The organism is Salmonella sp. SAL00653 (assembly GCF_046552515.1).
In the GTDB taxonomy this organism is placed as follows: Bacteria; Pseudomonadota; Gammaproteobacteria; order Enterobacterales; family Enterobacteriaceae; genus Salmonella; species Salmonella enterica.
In genome coordinates this window covers 1-17,078 of record NZ_JBGDTY010000010.1, presented here as the reverse complement: position 1 = coordinate 17,078, position 17,078 = coordinate 1, and the positions used below count along the sequence as shown (strand labels likewise).

Genomic DNA, 17,078 nt, shown 5'->3' with positions numbered 1-17,078 from the left:
AATCAGGCATCCCGCCTTGATGAGTTCCAGCCCGCCTCCATCCGGCACACAGCGCTTTAGTACGCGTTCACCACAACCCACATTGGCCCCTGGCCGACGGCATAACGGCCTTTTTCCGTCAGCAACCCCTGAGTGCCCGTAATTTCATAGACCGCGATATGATGTGATTTTTGACCCGCAGCAATCAGGTATTTTCCGCTATTGTCGATATTAAAGCCGCGCGGCTGGACTTCCGTCGGCTGGAAGCCTTCAACGCTCAGTACGCTGCCGTCTTCGGAGACACTAAAGACGGTAATCAGACTGGCGGTGCGGTCACAGGCATACAGATGCCGTCCATCCGGCGTAATATGAATATCCGCCGCCCAGCGGGTATCGGAAAAATCGGCGGGCATCATATCCAGCGTTTGTACGCACTCTATCTCGCCATGCGGATTTTTAAGCTGCCAGACATCCACCGAACTGTTCAGTTCATTGACGCAATAGGCATATTGTCGATTCGGGTGGAAGACCATATGACGCGGGCCTGCCCCTTCGACTGTATTTACTTCCGCCGGCTCCTGGGCCACCAGATGGCCGTCATCGCTTAGCGTAAACAGACAAATGCGCTCCTGTTTTAGCGCAGGCACCCACAGGGTACGGTTATCAGGCGTAATATTTGCCGAGTGGCAGCCGTCCAGCCCTTCCACCACATCCACCAGCTCAACCGGCAGGCCATCCTGTAAGCGCGTCACGCTGACATTACCGGCGTTATACGATCCGACAAAGACAAAACGACCATGATGATCGGTAGAAATATGGGTCGGGCTACCCGGCAGGGCGGATTCGGCGGCAAACGTCAGCACGCCATCATCCGGCGCAATACGATACGCCAGGACACGAAACTCCGGGCGCACGCCGACATAGAGGTAGCGTTTATCCGGACTGACCACCATCGGCTGAACCTGACCGGGCACATCCACGACCTGCACCAGCGTCAGCGTCCCTTCGTGGTTCAGGCTCCAGACGTGAATTTGCTGACTCTCAGGGCTGGCGGTATAGACTGTTTGTTTCATGAATACTCCTTTGCATATGGCATGTAGCTGCAATAACAGGACACAGCTTAACGTAGTCGCTTTTGACGGCGAATGCTGAATTCAGACGCAGAATTTTGTCTGCTTACCGTCCCGGTGTACCATGCCGACAGACGGAATTATTACTCTTAATCTGGAAAAAATTATGACTGCACGCGTGATTGCCCTCGATTTAGACGGAACGTTATTAACCCCGCATAAAACCTTACTCCCCTCCTCGCTTGACGCGCTATCACGCGCCAAAGAGGCGGGCTTTCAACTTATCATTGTCACTGGTCGCCATCACGTTGCTATTCATCCTTTTTATCAGGCGCTGGCGCTGGAAACACCTGCTATTTGCTGCAACGGCACCTATTTGTATGATTATCAAGCTAAAACTGTCCTGGATGCCGATCCTATGCCCGTGGATAAGGCGTTGCAGTTGATTGATTTACTGGATGAGCATCAGATTCACGGCCTGATGTATGTTGATGACGCTATGCTTTACGAACACCCAACCGGTCACGTCGTGCGTACCTCCCGGTGGGCGCAGACCTTGCCGCCGGAGCAACGTCCGACCTTTGCACAGGTCTCTTCGTTGGCGCAGGCGGCGCGCGACGTGAATGCCGTGTGGAAGTTTGCGCTTACCGATGAAGATATTCCCAGGCTACAGCGGTTCGGTCAGCATGTTGAACAGGCGCTTGGCCTGGAGTGCGAATGGTCATGGCACGATCAGGTGGATATCGCGCGCAAAGGCAACAGTAAAGGCAAGCGCCTTACCCAGTGGATAGAAGCGCAGGGAGGGTCAATGAAAAATGTGATCGCTTTCGGCGATAACTACAACGACATCAGTATGCTGGAGGCGGCAGGCACCGGCGTTGCGATGGGCAACGCCGATGAGGCGGTGAAAGCGCGCGCTGACGTTGTGATCGGCGATAACACTACCGATAGCATCGCCAAATTTATTTACACCCACCTGCTATAGTCAGGCGGTGATAGAAACGCTTTTCACCTGCGCGTAAAGCCACAGGCCAGGCTTGATATTCAGCTCATCCCTAGCCCACGGGCTTATTCGCGCCCACAGCGTTCTGCCGCCTATCTCAAGCTGGACTTCCACCTGCCCGTTATCGTCATAGCAATTCGCCACTTTTGCCCGCAATACGTTGCGGATACTGGTCTGCTGCGGCGGCTGTAGTACCAGCGAGACATCCGACGCCTGTATACGAATACGCAGTGTGGATTGCAGCGGCTGATTGAGTTTATTTACCCACAGGTGCTGGTCGCCAAGCGCCAAAGCGGTCATGGCATAATGCGGGTGATGCTCCAGCACGCTGACTTTCAGAATACTGCTCTGTTGCTCTTTCGGCAGCCACGGGTGCATAACGCTGCTTCCCCAGACCTCCTCCAGCGGGCCAAACGCTTTAACCTGTCCATCCTCCAGCACCATGACTTTATCCGCCAGGTGGAGAATTTCATCGAGAGAATGGCTGACATACAGCATGGGAATATTGATTTCCCGCGCCAGCCGTTGCAGGTACGGCAGTAATTCGCGTTTACGCGGGATATCCAGCGAGGCCAACGGTTCGTCCAACAGCAGCAACTCCGGGGCGGTGAGCAATGCCCGGCCTATCGCTACGCGCTGTTTTTCTCCGCCGGACAAGCTCCCCGGCAGGCGATCAAGCAACGCTTCAATTCCCAGCAGCGACACCAGCTTATCAAACTGACCGGTCATGCTTTTCGCCATGCCGTAGCGCAAATTGCCGCGTACTTTGTAATGGGGGAACAGGCGCGCATCCTGGAAAACATAACCGATGCGGCGCTTTTCCGGCGTTAAACAGATACCGTTTTCCGCGTCATGCAACACCCGGCCATTCAGCGCGATGCGTCCTTTTTGCGGGCGAGTCAAACCGCTGATGGCATTAATCAGCGAGGTTTTTCCCGCGCCGGAGACGCCAAAGATAGCCGTGATCCCACTGGCTGGCAGCGTTTCGTTGAGGGTTAAACAGTGCGTTCCCAGCGTCTGGGAAAAATTAAGCTCCAGCATGGTTAGCGCCCCGTCCGTTCACGGCTAATCCGCGCCAGCCATTCAGAAATCAACAGCGAAATCAGCGCTAATACAATCGAAATCACGCACAGCCTCGCCGCCGCGCTCTCCCCGCCCGGCGTCTGGATCAAGGTATACATGGCGGAAGGTATGGTGCGGGTTTCGCCCGGAATATTAGAAACAAAGGTAATGGTCGCGCCAAATTCGCCAAGCGAACGGGCAAACGCCAGCACCGTACCGACAATAATGCCCGGCAGGGTAAGCGGTAAGGTGATAGTCAGAAAAACGCGCCAGCGCCCGGCGCCCAGCGTTCTGGCGGCCTGTTCAAGCTTGATATCCACCCCCTCCAGCGCCAGCCGAATGGCCCGCACCATCAGCGGGAAGGACATCACCGCCGCCGCCAGCACGGCGCCGCGCCAGCTAAAGGCAAACGTGAGACCGAACCAGTCATACAGCCACTGGCCAATAAACCCGCGTCGCCCCATCGACACCAGCAGCAGATAGCCGACCACCACCGGCGGCAGCACCAGCGGCAGATGCAGGACGCTATCAAGTAAGGCTTTGCCCGGAAACCGGCATCGTACCAGTAACCAGGCAAAAAAGATCCCAAACGGCAGGCTAAACAGCACGGCCAGGGAAGACACTTTCAGGCTAAGAAGGACAGCCTGCCATTCTGGATCGGTCAGTATCATTACTTCGTCGTAAATCCATAACGTTTAAAGATTGCCGAGGCCTGCGGTCCTTTCAGGTAATCATAGAACGCGCTGACGGTCGCATTTTTATGCCCCTCCACGATAGCGATGGGGTATTCCACTTTTTTATGTGAATCTTCCGGGAACGTCGCCACCACGTTGACCCCCTTGCTGGCAACCGCATCAGAACCGTATACAATGCCCAAAGGCGCTTCGTTACGTTCGACCAGCGCCAACGCGCCGCGCACATCCTCGCCCGGCGCCAGTTTCGGTTCAAGCGTTTGCCATGCGCCCAGCTTTTGCAGCGCTTCTTTGGCATAAATTCCCGCCGGTACGTGTTGCGGATCGCCCACTGCCAGACGCCCGCCGTTCAACAGACGAATCCAGTCCGTTTTGTTGTCGATGGTAAACGGTTTCTGCTCGCTGGCTTTCGGCGCTACCACCACCAAGCTATTGCCAAGCAATGTTTCGCGCGTCGTGGTATCCACCGCTTTTTTATCGGCTGCGTAATCCATCCATTTCTGGTCAGCAGAGATGAACAGATCCGCCGGCGCGCCCGCTTCTATCTGGCGCGCCAGCGTTGAAGAGGAGGCGAATGAGGAGACCACATCCACATTTTTCTCTTTTTTATATTCTGCCGCAATGTCTTGCATCGCGTTCGTTAGCGACGCGGCGGCAAATACGGTGATCTTGCCTTCATCCGCCAGCGCATGACCAGCGATGACGAAAGATAATGTCGCCCCTGCGACCAGGCGTAACCAGGAGTGCGCCATCTGTAACTCCTTGTGTGTTTCGTTATGTAAACGATAATCTCAGGGGTTTCCCAGCGGTTATTCATACCCATTAACGATTAAACACAGAAAATATCGGCAGGAAAAGCAGGATCTTGAGTAACAAAAACGCCCGACTGAGCGGGCGTTTGGGGAAATCAGCGGTTCTGTCTGGACTGGTCTTTCTGACCGATACCAGAAAAAATGTTGAACACCTCACCCAGACCGTAAATCAGACCGAGGATGATGGCCATCACTACCGGTACCATGATGACGGCGAATACCAGACTTTTTAATAACTCTAACATGGGCAACTCCAGATATAGTCCTTTTTGTATTTTAACCGCATCACACAGAAAAGCACTCCCCTTTTGTGCGGTCGGCTTTGCGCTGACGCGCTTTTCAGTCACAATAGTCTTTTTACCAGGAGCTGGTTATGCAGGCCGAAATCCTTCTTACCCTGAAACTTCAGCAAAAGCTTTTTGCCGATCCCCGACGTATCTCTCTGCTGAAACACATTGCGCTTTCCGGCTCGATTAGTCAGGGCGCGAAAGACGCGGGAATCAGCTATAAGAGCGCCTGGGATGCGATAAACGACATGAACCAGCTTAGCGAACATATGCTGGTTGAACGCGCAACGGGCGGCAAAGGCGGCGGCGGCGCGGTATTAACCCGCTATGGTCAGCGTCTGATCCAGCTTTACGATTTGCTGGGCCAAATTCAGCAAAAAGCGTTCGATGTGTTAAGCGACGATGACGCCCTGCCGCTTGACAGTCTGCTGGCCGCTATCTCCCGCTTTTCACTGCAAACCAGCGCCCGAAATCAGTGGTTCGGCACCATTACCGCCCGCGATCGCGATCAGGTACAACAGCATGTCGACGTGCTGCTGGCCGACGGCAAAACGCGGCTCAAAGTCGCGCTGACGGCGCAAAGCGGCGAGCGTCTCGGCCTGGAGGAAGGTAAAGAAGTGCTGATCCTGCTAAAAGCCCCGTGGGTTGGCATTACCCGGGATGCAGCCGTTGCGCGCGCCGCTGACAATCAGTTGTCGGGAACGATCAGCCATATCGAGCGCGGCGCGGAACAGTGTGAAGTGTTGATGGCGCTGCCGGACGGCCAGACGCTGTGCGCCACGATACCGACTGCGGATGCCGCCACGTTAAAGGAAGGCGATGACGTGATTGCCTGGTTTAATGCGGACAGAGTGATTATTGCAACGTTGTGCTAAGCACATTGACATCCGTTGCCGAAAGACGTATCCCTGTCATTCATCGCTGCAAAAAATGGGATGCAAAATGTCATCGTTGCAAATTTCGCAAGGCACGTTTCGTCTGAGCGATACAAAAACACTTCATCTGGATTCGCTGACGCTCAATGCGGGCGATAGCTGGGCATTCGTTGGGGCTAACGGGAGCGGGAAGTCGGCGCTCGCCCGCGCGCTGGCGGGTGAACTGCCGTTATTAACAGGCGAGCGCCAGTGTCGGTTTACCCGCATTACTCGTCTGTCCTTTGAACAATTGCAAAAGCTGGTCAGCGATGAATGGCAACGTAATAACACCGATATGCTCAGTCCTGGCGAAGACGATACCGGGCGCACTACCGCGGAAATTATTCAGGATGATGTTCACCATCCTGCCCGCTGTGCGATGCTGGCGCAGCAGTTCGGCATTTCCGCTTTACTCAACAGGCGTTTTAAATACCTTTCTACCGGCGAGACGCGAAAAGCGCTGCTGTGTCAGGCGCTGATGTCTGAGCCGGAGTTATTGATCCTTGATGAACCGTTCGACGGGCTTGACGTGACCGCCCGTCAACAACTGGCGCAACGCCTGACGGCGTTGAACCAGGCGGGTATGACCCTGGCGCTGGTACTCAACCGTTTTGATGAAATCCCGGACTTCGTGCAGTTTGCCGGCGTGCTTGCCGACTGTACGCTGGCAGAGACCGGAACGACGACAGAGTTACTGCAACGGGCGTTGGTTGCTCAACTCGCGCACAGCGAGCGTCTGACCGACGTACAATTACCCGAACCGGACGAACCTTCCGTCCGCCATGCGTTACCCGATGGCGAACCACGGATCGTACTTAACGATGGCGTAGTCTCGTATAACGATCGCCCTATCCTCCACCACCTAAGCTGGCGAGTAAATCCAGGCGAACACTGGCAGATCGTCGGTCCTAACGGAGCGGGTAAGTCTACGCTGCTTAGCCTTATTACTGGCGATCATCCGCAAGGCTACAGCAACGATCTTACGCTGTTCGGGCGGCGGCGAGGAAGCGGCGAAACAATCTGGGATATCAAAAAACATATCGGCTACGTCAGCAGCAGTTTACATCTGGATTACCGCGTCAGTACCACGGTACGCAATGTCATTCTCTCCGGCTATTTCGATTCTATCGGCATTTACCAGGCCGTTTCAGACAGGCAACGAAAACTGGCGCAACAGTGGCTGGATATTCTGGGAATCGATAAGCGTACGGCGGATGCCCCCTTCCACAGTCTCTCCTGGGGACAGCAGCGGCTGGCGCTGATCGTGCGCGCGCTGGTTAAACATCCGACAGTGTTGATTCTGGATGAGCCGCTGCAAGGGTTGGACCCGCTGAACCGCCAACTGGTACGCCGTTTTGTAGATGTATTAATTCGCCAGGGAGAGACCCAACTGCTGTTCGTTTCCCATCATGCAGAGGATGCGCCTGCCTGTATTACCCACCGGCTGGAATTTGTACCAGATGGCGAACGTTATAAGTACGTTTCCGGACGATGCAATAATTAAATGTATTATCAGAATGGCGCCGCGCGCCATTCTGGAACCACTCTCCTTTTGTTAAGAATAATAATAACGGTCGATAAGCTTACTATCTCTTGAATCTCTGACCGCCTCATTGTCATAATAATCCTGAAATTTTCGACAATGATGTCGTATGTGAATATAAGGGATTCATTATGGCTTTTCGTTTTCCACAAATAATACTATTTTTACTGGCAGCCATGTTATTTTGCCCCAGCAGTTATGCTGAGCAAAAGCCGACCGCTGCGCAGGAAGCGCGTAAAACCGCCGTTGAGGTCGCTGTTGAAGGCATGAGTCGCGCCGCCGTTGCGGGTCCGACAAAAATTAGTTTAGGTGATAAAGCCACGCTTAATCTACCGGAAGGATTTACCTGGATATCCGCAAAAGAAGCGGCGGTATTTATGCGTGAAATTGGTAACTATGTTGACGATGAATATTTTTACGGTCTCGTATTTAAAAAGGAAATGAATGGATTTATTTCTATCGAATATGATGATTCTGGTTATGTAAAAGATGATGATGCAAAAAATTGGGATGCCGATGAATTAATGGATAACCTGCGCAAAGGCACAAAAGAAGCGAATAAAGATCGTATTGCAAAAGGCATTGAGCCGATAGAAATTATTGGCTGGATCGAGAAGCCTACCTACGATGCAACCAATCATCGTCTGATCTGGTCCGCCACCATCCAGGATATCGGCACCAACGAACCACTGAATGAACAAGGCGTGAACTACAACACCTATCTGCTGGGACGTGAAGGTTATTTTTCTTTAAATCTGGTGACCGACAGAGGTTCTGTTGACCATGAAATCCCTCTGGCGAAAAGAATTCTCAGTTCCGTCAAGTTCAACCCGGGACAACGCTACGCTGACTTCAACGAATCAACGGACAAAATAGCGGAGTATGGGCTCGCCGCGCTGATTGGCGGTATCGCGGCCAAGAAAGTAGGACTGCTTGCTATGCTCGGTATTGCGTTGCTTAAATTCTGGAAAGTGACCGCCATCGGCGTCGTCGCTGTCGGGGCGCTCGCCAGGAAGCTACTCTCGCGTAAAAAAGACTGACAGCTCCTGCCCCGTCCGTTTCATTCCCAGGCGCGTAACGCGCCTTTTTTTCGGATAAAAAGCAGAAGCATTCTCAAGCCAGATGATTTGTAATCATTTAATTGATATAAATGCGTAAAATCACCAGCGTGTAAACGATTCCACTAATTTATTACATGTCACACTTTTCGCATCTTTGTTATGCTATGGTTATTCCATACCATAGGCTTAACGGAGCGAATTATGAGAGTATTGGTTACAGGTGGTAGCGGTTACATTGGAAGTCATACCTGCGTACAATTGCTGCAAAATGGTCATGACGTCGTCATCCTCGATAACCTCTGCAACAGCAAGCGCAGCGTGCTGCCCGTTATTGAACGTCTGAGCGGTAAGCACCCGACCTTTGTCGAAGGCGATATTCGCAACGAAGCGCTTATAACCGAAATTCTGCACGATCACGCGATTGATACCGTGATTCACTTTGCCGGCCTGAAAGCCGTCGGCGAATCGGTCGCCAGGCCGCTGGAGTACTATGACAACAACGTCAACGGTACGCTGCGGTTGGTCAGCGCCATGCGTGCGGCCAACGTTAAAAACCTTATTTTTAGCTCCTCCGCCACCGTTTATGGCGATCAGCCCAAAATTCCTTACGTCGAAAGTTTTCCTACCGGCACGCCGCAAAGCCCCTACGGCAAAAGTAAATTGATGGTAGAACAGATCCTCACCGATCTGCAAAAAGCCCAGCCGGAGTGGAGTATTGCGCTGCTGCGTTATTTCAATCCGGTCGGCGCGCACCCGTCGGGCGACATGGGAGAAGATCCGCAAGGTATTCCGAATAACCTGATGCCCTATATCGCCCAAGTCGCCGTGGGTCGTCGCGAATCGCTCGCCGTTTTCGGCAACGATTACCCGACCGAGGATGGCACCGGCGTACGCGATTACATTCACGTTATGGACTTAGCCGACGGGCACGTCGTGGCGATGGAAAAACTGGCGGACAAATCCGGCGTACATATTTATAACCTCGGCGCGGGTGTCGGCAGTAGCGTCCTGGATGTGGTCAACGCCTTTAGTAAAGCCTGCGGTAAACCCATTAATTACCACTTCGCGCCGCGTCGCGACGGCGATCTCCCGGCGTATTGGGCGGATGCCAGCAAAGCCGATCGCGAGCTGAACTGGCACGTCACCCGCACGCTTGACGAAATGGCGCAGGACACCTGGCACTGGCAGTCACGCCATCCGCAGGGATACCCAGATTAAGGACGTTGTTATGACCCCATTTAATCCCATCGATCATCCGCATCGCCGTTATAACCCGCTTACCGGCCAGTGGGTTCTGGTTTCGCCGCATCGCGCAAAACGCCCCTGGCAGGGGGCGCAGGAAACGCCGTCTCAGCAAATGCTGCCGGCCCACGATCCGGACTGCTTCTTGTGTGCGGGCAATACGCGTGTCACCGGCGATAAAAATCCCGATTACAAAGGGACTTACGTCTTTACTAACGATTTCGCGGCGCTGATGGCCGATACGCCGGATGCGCCGGACAGCCACGATCCGCTGATGCGCTGTCAGAGCGCGCGCGGCACCAGCCGCGTGATCTGCTTTTCTCCCGATCACAGTAAAACGCTGCCGGAGTTGAGCCTGCCCGCGCTGACGGAAATCGTCAGAACCTGGCAAACGCAGACCGCCGAGTTAGGCAAAACCTATCCGTGGGTGCAGGTCTTTGAAAATAAAGGCGCGGCGATGGGCTGTTCGAACCCGCATCCGCATGGCCAGGTCTGGGCCAACAGCTTCCTGCCGAATGAGGCCGAACGCGAAGATCGTTTACAAAAAGCCTACTTCGCCGAGCAGCGCTCGCCAATGCTGGTGGATTATGTCCAGCGAGAACTGGCGGACGGCAGCCGCACCGTGGTCGAAACCGAACACTGGCTGGCGGTGGTGCCTTACTGGGCGGCGTGGCCGTTCGAAACGCTACTGTTACCCAAAACGCATGTCCTGCGCATTACCGATTTAAGCGACGAGCAGCGCGACTCTCTGGCGCTGGCGTTGAAAAAGCTGACCAGTCGTTATGACAACCTGTTTCAGTGTTCCTTCCCCTACTCAATGGGCTGGCACGGCGCGCCGTTTAACGGTGAAGAAAACGCACACTGGCAGTTGCACGCACACTTTTACCCGCCGCTGCTGCGCTCTGCGACCGTCCGTAAATTTATGGTCGGCTATGAAATGCTGGCGGAAACCCAGCGTGATTTAACCGCAGAACAAGCGGCTGAACGCCTGCGCGCGGTCAGCGACATCCATTTTCGCGAATCCGGAGTATAAAAATGAATCTGAAAGAGAAAACGCGCGCGCTGTTTGCTGAAATTTTCAGCTACCCTGCCACCCACACGATTCAGGCGCCAGGCCGCGTCAACCTGATCGGCGAGCATACTGATTACAATGATGGTTTCGTTCTGCCCTGCGCTATCGATTACCAGACCGTAATTAGCTGTGCGCCGCGCGACGATCGTACCGTACGGGTGATTGCCGCCGATTACGACAATCAGGTGGAAGAATTTTCACTGGATGCGCCGATCGTGACCCACGATAGCCAGCAGTGGTCTAACTATGTGCGCGGCGTAGTGAAACACCTGCAGCAGCGTAACAACGCGTTTGGCGGCGTGGATATGGTCATCAGCGGCAATGTGCCGCAGGGCGCCGGGTTAAGCTCCTCCGCCTCGCTGGAAGTGGCGGTGGGCACCGTCTTCCAGCAGCTTTATCACCTGCCGCTGGACGGCGCGCAAATTGCGCTCAACGGACAAGAGGCCGAGAACCAGTTTGTCGGCTGTAACTGCGGCATTATGGATCAGCTCATCTCTGCGCTCGGCAAAAAAGATCATGCGTTGCTGATTGATTGCCGTACGCTCGGCGCCAAAGCGGTTTCCATGCCGAAAGGTGTCGCCGTGGTGATCATCAATAGTAACTTTAAGCGCACGCTGGTGGGCAGCGAGTATAATACCCGCCGTGAACAGTGCGAAACCGGCGCCCGTTTCTTCCAGCAGCCGGCCCTGCGCGATGTCAGCCTTGAGGCGTTCAATGCCGTTGCCAGCGAACTGGACCCGGTAGTCGCAAAACGCGTTCGCCATGTATTGAGCGAAAATGCGCGCACCGTTGAAGCGGCAAGCGCGCTGGAGAAAGGTGATTTGCAACGTATGGGCCAACTGATGGCGGAGTCCCATGCCTCAATGCGCGATGATTTCGAAATTACCGTCCCGCAGATAGACACGCTGGTAGACATCGTCAAAGCGACCATCGGCGATCAAGGCGGCGTGCGCATGACCGGCGGCGGCTTCGGCGGCTGTGTTGTCGCACTGATCCCGGAAGATCTGGTTCCCGCTGTTCGGCAGGCCGTTGCGCAACAGTACGAAGCGAAAACCGGAATCAAAGAAACCTTTTATGTATGCAAACCGTCACAAGGAGCAGGACAGTGCTAAATGAAACGCCCGCACTGGCCCCCGATGGTCAACCGTACCGCCTGCTAACCCTGCGCAATAGCGCAGGGATGGTGGTAACGCTGATGGACTGGGGAGCCACTCTTCTTTCCGCCCGTATTCCGCTGTCTGACGGCAGCGTTCGGGAAGCATTGCTGGGCTGCGCCAGCCCGGAACACTACCCTGAACAGACGTCATTCCTCGGCGCCTCTATTGGCCGTTACGCGAACCGTATCGCCAATAGCCGTTATACGTTTGCCGGCGAAACCGTACAGTTAAGCCCAAGCCAGGGCGAGAACCAGCTACACGGCGGACCGGAAGGCTTTGACAAGCGCCGCTGGCAAATTGTGAACCAGAACGATCGCCAGGTATTATTCGCGCTCACCTCTGATGACGGCGACCAGGGCTTTCCCGGCCATCTTTGCGCCACGGCGCAATATCGTCTGACCGATGACAATAGAATATCCATCACCTACCGGGCGACGGTCGATAAACCCTGTCCGGTGAATTTGACCAACCACGTCTATTTTAATCTGGACGGCGATCGGACCGACGTGCGCCAACATAAGCTGCAAATTCTGGCGGATGAGTATCTGCCGGTAGATGAATCCGGTATTCCACGCCAGGGGCTAAAATCGGTAGCCAATACCTCGTTTGACTTCCGAATGCCAAAAGTCATTGCCAGCGAGTTTCTCGCCGATGACGATCAGCGCAAGGTTAAAGGCTACGACCATGCTTTCCTGCTACAGACGCAGGGTGATGGCAAAAAGCCGGCGGCCCGTCTGTGGTCACAGGATGGAAAGCTACAAATGATGGTTTACACCACCGCCCCGGCGCTACAGTTTTATTCCGGCAATTATCTGGCGGGTACACCTTCCCGCGGACCGGAACCTTATGCCGACTGGCAAGGGCTGGCGCTGGAAAGCGAACTGCTGCCGGACAGCCCGAATCATCCTGAATGGCCGCAGCCTGACTGTATCCTTCGCCCTGGCGAGGAGTACGCCAGCCTGACCGAGTATCAGTTTATTCCGTTCTAACGATATGCCGCTACATGCCCGATGACGCAAGCTTATCGGGCCTACGCGCCATTGCCCTGCTCAAACCTCCACCACTTAAAGACAAAATCGCAACTCTGAATTCACAAGAACCTTACACTGCGCCACTATTTTCGCTATGGTTATGCGTAAGCATTGCCGCTAACACCTCGCGGCAATATAATGAGAATTATTATCATTACATATGATTTATAGGAGTGAGAGTATGGCTGTAACTAAGCTGGTTCTGGTACGTCACGGTGAAAGTCAATGGAACAAAGAGAACCGTTTCACCGGCTGGTATGATGTTGACCTGTCTGAAAAAGGCGTAAGCGAAGCAAAAGCAGCAGGTAAACTGCTAAAAGAAGAAGGTTTCAGCTTTGATTTTGCCTACACTTCCGTACTGAAACGCGCTATCCATACGCTGTGGAACGTACTGGATGAACTGGATCAGGCGTGGCTGCCGGTGGAAAAATCCTGGAAACTCAACGAACGTCACTATGGCGCGTTGCAGGGGCTGAATAAAGCGGAAACGGCCGAAAAATATGGTGATGAGCAGGTTAAGCAGTGGCGCCGCGGTTTTGCCGTAACGCCGCCGGAACTGACCAAAGATGATGAGCGTTATCCGGGTCACGATCCACGTTATGCCAAACTGAGCGAGAAAGAGCTGCCGTTGACCGAAAGTCTGGCGCTGACCATCGACCGCGTTATTCCTTACTGGAACGACACCATCCTGCCGCGTATGAAGAGCGGTGAGCGCGTGATCATCGCCGCTCACGGTAACTCATTGCGTGCGCTGGTGAAATACCTGGATAACATGAGTGAAGATGAGATTCTTGAATTAAACATCCCGACCGGCGTGCCGCTGGTGTATGAGTTCGACGAAAACTTCAAGCCGATCAAACATTACTATCTGGGTAACGCTGACGAGATCGCTGCGAAAGCGGCTGCCGTGGCGAATCAGGGTAAAGCGAAGTAATCACCTTTGCCGGATGGCGGTATAACTGCCGTATCCGGCCTACGAGCAATGGGTAGGCCGGATAAGCGCAGCGCCATCAGGCAATATGTCTTAAACAGCGATCACGCCGTCCAGCACCACCTGCAATTTACCCTGCGAACAGCGCTCCACGCGTCCTCGTACCCGGTACACGTCAGCCAGACGCTCCGCAGTAATCACCGTCTCCGGCGCGCCGCTGGCGACCAGCCTGCCGTCTTTTAGCATCAGGACATGGTCACCATGACGCAGGGCAATATTAATGTCATGCGCCACGACTATCGTTACCCTATTTTGCGCCTGGGTATCCCGACGCACGAGATCCATTACGTGAAACTGATAGTTTAAATCCAGCGCGCTGAGCGGCTCATCCAGCAACAGAAGTTCAGGGCGACGAATCAGCGATTGCGCCAGACCCACTAACTGCCGCTGACCGCCGGAAAGCTGGTCGAGATACTGCAACGCCAGATGCGTTATGCCCAATTGCTCAAGGATAGCCAGTATCTGCGCTCTGCCCTGCGCATTGTCTCTGCCGCCTGATGCCCGCAATACCACGATAATCGACTCCAGTACATGCAGATGTACGCCCTGCGGTAATGACTGCGGCAAAAACACAACTTTCTGCGCCCGCTCGGCAAACGATAACGACATGAGATCTTCGCCATCAAGCAGCGCCTCGCCGTCGGCGTTATTCAGCCCGGCCAGCGAACGTAGTAACGTCGATTTACCACAGCTGTTCGGCCCCAGCAAAATGGTAATTTTCCCGCGCGGCAGTAAGGGAACGTTGAGATCTGCAATAACCGGCTGAGTGGAATAGCCGGCGCTAAATGAGCGGAGCATTAACCCGCGCATCAGAGACTCCCCCGATGTCGCAATACAATGCTTAAAAAGAACGGAACCCCGACCAGCGAGGTGACAATCCCCACCGGCACCATGACGCCCGGAATACTATTTTTCGCCGCAATAGAGGCCAGCGATAACACCAGCCCGCCTATCAGCACGCTGCCCGGAAGGTAGAAACGGTGATCTTCCCCCAAAAGTATTCGTGCAATGTGCGGTGCAACGAGACCAATAAAACCAATCGGCCCGACGAAAGCTACCGCCAGCGCTGATAACAAGCTGATACGCAACAATGACAGCAGGCGTAAACGGCGGACATGAATCCCAAAGCTCATCGCCCTCTCTTCGCCCAGACGTAATGCCGTGAGTTGCCAGGCGCTTCGTAACGCGCAAAAAAGCACAGCAATAAACACCACGGCCAGTACGCCCAATTTTTCCCACGACGCGCGGACCAGGCTCCCCATCGTCCAGAATACCAGCCCCTGCAGCGTATCTTCATCAGCCACAAACTGCATAATGGCGACCAACGCGTTAAAGGTGAATACCAGCGCAATACCGAACAACACCACTCCGGATGCGGCGACGCCTGTCCAACGGGTAATACCGTCCAGGAGTAACGCGGATAACAGCGCAAAGATGAACGCATTGGCCGGGATAAACCAGGCGGCAGGAATACCGGGAATACCGATCCCCAACACAATCGCCAGCGCAGCGCCAAAAGCCGCCGCGGACGATACGCCGAGGGTAAACGGCGTCGCCAGCGGATTATTTAAAATGGTTTGCATTTCGGCGCCCGCTAACCCTAACGCCATGCCCACCAGTAGGGCCATCAGGGCATAGGGTAAACGAATATCCCAGACAATAACGTGTATGCCCGCATTCACCTTTTCCGGTTGAAAAAGCGCCTGCCATAGCGCACTGAGCGGTAAACCAGAAGACCCACAGGTTACATCCACCATCAGTGAAGCCATCATCGCCAACGCAATAGCTAACATGAGCACAGCCCGTTTGCGTATGATCTGGCGATAGCGCGGAATGACGGGCGTGGAAGCGAGACCGGGGGCTAAAAGTGATTTGTCCTGACAGGTCATGGTTCGAGCTACGTTATTAATCAGAAGAGAATTATAGCGCCGAATTATTTTGTTATATATTTATTTATATTTTGATTGATGACACGGTGGCCTATCTCATCGGTTTCCAATAAATATCCTCCGGCATAGCCATGTCTCTTGATCAGATCTCCTGATCAAGAGACAGGGCCTGGCTGGGGGTTTTCCATAGACAAAGAAAGCGTGGAGCCATCCACGCTTGAGGCTGCTGACAACGTGTAACCAGGTGGCAATGTTCCAACCACGGACCTACAAAAAGTACGTAATCTGTTGATATTCTCGTTTCGTAAGTCAGGCAAAGCGCTAGCTGCCTCTCGCAGAAATGCCAACACAACAGATAATTGTCAGCAGTCCTCATTTTTCAGTCAGCAAATATCGGTCCGGCAGGGAATTTCGCTAGAAACCCGGTGACGGCCAGCAGCGACCACAGCCCGGGCCACCCAATCTGGCGCTCCCGCAGTTCATCATCCAGCGTCATAAGCGCAAACTCACCTTTATCGCCCAGCACGCCGCCCTGCCAGAGCAGCCGCTGCGCCTGCTGCCGCTCCCAGGGAGAATCGCTCTTCCAGGCCAGCAGGTGCAGCAGAGCCTGCTGCAGGCAGACACTGTGAGAATGTTGATCCCGCAACAGCCGCCGGTAAACCGGCAGCGATATGCTGCGCACGGTATAAAAACCGCTGCGGGTTTCGCTGTCAACATCTGCCATGCCAGCACAGAACTGACTGGCCAGGTCACATAAACGATTGTGCGTCAGCGGCTGGCGCAGGGCATCCAGACGACCTGCTGCGGCACACAGCAGCCCGCTCCTTTGCCGTTCTTGTGACAGCGAATCAGGCAAAACCGCTACCGTTTCAGCCGCCCCGGCCTGCGCATGCTGTACGCCCGCGTCATAACAACGGACAAAGAAATCATGGCTGCCACGGACGATTGACGGGTGCGCCAGCAGATTCAGCGCCGGGTGCAGTTGTTCAAGCTCGTCCAGTGACGCCAGCGTGTAATTGACAACCACATCTTTTGTCGACGCCCGGCCTTCCGGACGAAATGCTATGGTTTAATTCATCAAAGTCTCCTTATGGGACATTCCCGGAGGCGATGCTGCGCATCTGTCCGGGCTACAGATCCATGCAATCCGGTAGCCCGGACAGGCGCAACGCGCCGCCTCCGGGAAAGGAACAGATTTACATCGCCAGCACGTACTTCAGCATCACGCCCGCCGCAATGGCCGAACCGATAACCCCCGCCACGTTCGGGCCCA

The 17,078-nt window shown here is 54.4% G+C and carries 17 protein-coding genes and 1 pseudogene; 9 read left to right on the top strand and 9 right to left on the bottom strand.

What is annotated here, in order from left to right:
* Positions 1-56 precede the first annotated feature (56 nt).
* Positions 57-1,052, bottom strand: coding sequence for a 6-phosphogluconolactonase (gene pgl, locus ACLJRU_RS12850; RefSeq protein WP_023234748.1), 996 nt, complete (start codon positions 1,050-1,052; stop codon positions 57-59).
* 163 nt (positions 1,053-1,215) lie between these two features.
* On the opposite strand from pgl, the gene ACLJRU_RS12845 reads away from it, so the two are divergent.
* On the top strand, positions 1,216-2,034 hold the full coding sequence (locus ACLJRU_RS12845) for a pyridoxal phosphatase (protein WP_001539531.1): 819 nt from the start codon (positions 1,216-1,218) through the stop codon (positions 2,032-2,034).
* On the opposite strand, the gene modC is transcribed toward ACLJRU_RS12845, so the two are convergent.
* The 4 genes from modC to ACLJRU_RS12825 form a co-directional block, all read right to left on the bottom strand.
* On the bottom strand, positions 2,035-3,093 hold the full coding sequence (gene modC, locus ACLJRU_RS12840; protein WP_000891710.1) for a molybdenum ABC transporter ATP-binding protein ModC: 1,059 nt from the start codon (positions 3,091-3,093) through the stop codon (positions 2,035-2,037).
* A gap of 2 nt (positions 3,094-3,095) precedes the next feature.
* Positions 3,096-3,785 carry a molybdate ABC transporter permease subunit gene (modB, locus tag ACLJRU_RS12835; protein WP_000604026.1) on the bottom strand — a complete coding sequence of 230 codons (690 nt, stop codon included), beginning with the start codon at positions 3,783-3,785 and terminating at the stop codon, positions 3,096-3,098.
* Positions 3,785-4,558: a molybdate ABC transporter substrate-binding protein gene (modA, locus tag ACLJRU_RS12830; protein WP_000951416.1), complete on the bottom strand. Its 774-nt coding sequence runs from the start codon at positions 4,556-4,558 to the stop codon at positions 3,785-3,787. Before modA ends, modB begins: the two co-directional genes overlap by 1 nt.
* A gap of 155 nt (positions 4,559-4,713) precedes the next feature.
* A complete protein-coding gene (locus ACLJRU_RS12825; protein WP_000891513.1) occupies positions 4,714-4,863 on the bottom strand; it encodes an AcrZ family multidrug efflux pump-associated protein in 150 nt (49 codons plus the stop codon).
* A gap of 128 nt (positions 4,864-4,991) precedes the next feature.
* Between ACLJRU_RS12825 and modE the strand changes: the two genes are divergently transcribed.
* The 8 genes from modE (at position 4,992) to gpmA (ending at position 13,859) form a co-directional block, all read left to right on the top strand.
* Positions 4,992-5,780 (top strand): molybdenum-dependent transcriptional regulator, encoded by a 789-nt coding sequence (gene modE / locus ACLJRU_RS12820; RefSeq protein ID WP_001147416.1) that lies wholly within the window; start codon positions 4,992-4,994, stop codon positions 5,778-5,780.
* A gap of 67 nt (positions 5,781-5,847) precedes the next feature.
* Positions 5,848-7,323: a molybdate ABC transporter ATP-binding protein ModF gene (gene modF, locus ACLJRU_RS12815; RefSeq protein WP_000096933.1), complete on the top strand. Its 1,476-nt coding sequence runs from the start codon at positions 5,848-5,850 to the stop codon at positions 7,321-7,323.
* A 170-nt stretch (positions 7,324-7,493) separates the two neighbouring features.
* Complete coding sequence (locus ACLJRU_RS12810; protein ID WP_001539526.1) at positions 7,494-8,402, top strand: DUF2167 domain-containing protein; 909 nt, start codon at positions 7,494-7,496, stop codon at positions 8,400-8,402.
* Positions 8,403-8,624: 222 nt separating this feature from the next.
* Complete coding sequence (galE, locus tag ACLJRU_RS12805; protein ID WP_001539525.1) at positions 8,625-9,641, top strand: UDP-glucose 4-epimerase GalE; 1,017 nt, start codon at positions 8,625-8,627, stop codon at positions 9,639-9,641.
* Between the two features lie 10 nt (positions 9,642-9,651).
* Positions 9,652-10,698: a galactose-1-phosphate uridylyltransferase gene (gene galT, locus ACLJRU_RS12800; protein ID WP_000187473.1), complete on the top strand. Its 1,047-nt coding sequence runs from the start codon at positions 9,652-9,654 to the stop codon at positions 10,696-10,698.
* A 2-nt stretch (positions 10,699-10,700) separates the two neighbouring features.
* Entirely contained in the window at positions 10,701-11,849 is a 1,149-nt protein-coding gene (gene galK / locus ACLJRU_RS12795) for a galactokinase (RefSeq protein ID WP_001539523.1), read from the top strand.
* Positions 11,843-12,883 (top strand): galactose-1-epimerase, encoded by a 1,041-nt coding sequence (galM, locus tag ACLJRU_RS12790; RefSeq protein WP_000931428.1) that lies wholly within the window; start codon positions 11,843-11,845, stop codon positions 12,881-12,883. Before galK ends, galM begins: the two co-directional genes overlap by 7 nt.
* Positions 12,884-13,106: 223 nt before the next feature.
* Complete coding sequence (gene gpmA, locus ACLJRU_RS12785) at positions 13,107-13,859, top strand: 2,3-diphosphoglycerate-dependent phosphoglycerate mutase (protein ID WP_000301554.1); 753 nt, start codon at positions 13,107-13,109, stop codon at positions 13,857-13,859.
* 90 nt (positions 13,860-13,949) lie between these two features.
* Here gpmA and ACLJRU_RS12780 read toward each other — a convergent pair whose 3' ends face one another.
* From ACLJRU_RS12780 to ACLJRU_RS12765, 4 genes and pseudogenes are all read right to left on the bottom strand, one after another.
* Positions 13,950-14,726: an ABC transporter ATP-binding protein gene (locus ACLJRU_RS12780; RefSeq protein ID WP_023234747.1), complete on the bottom strand. Its 777-nt coding sequence runs from the start codon at positions 14,724-14,726 to the stop codon at positions 13,950-13,952.
* Positions 14,726-15,805, bottom strand: coding sequence for a FecCD family ABC transporter permease (locus ACLJRU_RS12775; RefSeq protein WP_000128339.1), 1,080 nt, complete (start codon positions 15,803-15,805; stop codon positions 14,726-14,728). The genes ACLJRU_RS12780 and ACLJRU_RS12775 overlap by 1 nt, the downstream gene beginning before the upstream one ends.
* Before the next feature lie 379 nt (positions 15,806-16,184).
* Positions 16,185-16,871, bottom strand: coding sequence for a triphosphoribosyl-dephospho-CoA synthase (locus ACLJRU_RS12770; RefSeq protein WP_223557571.1), 687 nt, complete (start codon positions 16,869-16,871; stop codon positions 16,185-16,187).
* Between the two features lie 130 nt (positions 16,872-17,001).
* Positions 17,002-17,078 (bottom strand): annotated as a pseudogene (locus ACLJRU_RS12765) (oxaloacetate decarboxylase beta chain); the annotation flags it as partial.

Bases quoted from the DNA above. Each gene is read 5' to 3' on its own strand.
- pgl (WP_023234748.1), bottom strand. From the start codon at position 1,052: ATGAAACAAACAGTCTATACCGCCAGCCCTGAGAGTCAGCAAATTCAC.
- ACLJRU_RS12845 (WP_001539531.1), top strand. From the start codon at position 1,216: ATGACTGCACGCGTGATTGCCCTCGATTTAGACGGAACGTTATTAACC.
- modC (WP_000891710.1), bottom strand. From the start codon at position 3,093: ATGCTGGAGCTTAATTTTTCCCAGACGCTGGGAACGCACTGTTTAACC.
- modB (WP_000604026.1), bottom strand. From the start codon at position 3,785: ATGATACTGACCGATCCAGAATGGCAGGCTGTCCTTCTTAGCCTGAAA.
- modA (WP_000951416.1), bottom strand. From the start codon at position 4,558: ATGGCGCACTCCTGGTTACGCCTGGTCGCAGGGGCGACATTATCTTTC.
- ACLJRU_RS12825 (WP_000891513.1), bottom strand. From the start codon at position 4,863: ATGTTAGAGTTATTAAAAAGTCTGGTATTCGCCGTCATCATGGTACCG.
- modE (WP_001147416.1), top strand. From the start codon at position 4,992: ATGCAGGCCGAAATCCTTCTTACCCTGAAACTTCAGCAAAAGCTTTTT.
- modF (WP_000096933.1), top strand. From the start codon at position 5,848: ATGTCATCGTTGCAAATTTCGCAAGGCACGTTTCGTCTGAGCGATACA.
- ACLJRU_RS12810 (WP_001539526.1), top strand. From the start codon at position 7,494: ATGGCTTTTCGTTTTCCACAAATAATACTATTTTTACTGGCAGCCATG.
- galE (WP_001539525.1), top strand. From the start codon at position 8,625: ATGAGAGTATTGGTTACAGGTGGTAGCGGTTACATTGGAAGTCATACC.
- galT (WP_000187473.1), top strand. From the start codon at position 9,652: ATGACCCCATTTAATCCCATCGATCATCCGCATCGCCGTTATAACCCG.
- galK (WP_001539523.1), top strand. From the start codon at position 10,701: ATGAATCTGAAAGAGAAAACGCGCGCGCTGTTTGCTGAAATTTTCAGC.
- gpmA (WP_000301554.1), top strand. From the start codon at position 13,107: ATGGCTGTAACTAAGCTGGTTCTGGTACGTCACGGTGAAAGTCAATGG.
- ACLJRU_RS12780 (WP_023234747.1), bottom strand. From the start codon at position 14,726: ATGCGCGGGTTAATGCTCCGCTCATTTAGCGCCGGCTATTCCACTCAG.
- ACLJRU_RS12775 (WP_000128339.1), bottom strand. From the start codon at position 15,805: ATGACCTGTCAGGACAAATCACTTTTAGCCCCCGGTCTCGCTTCCACG.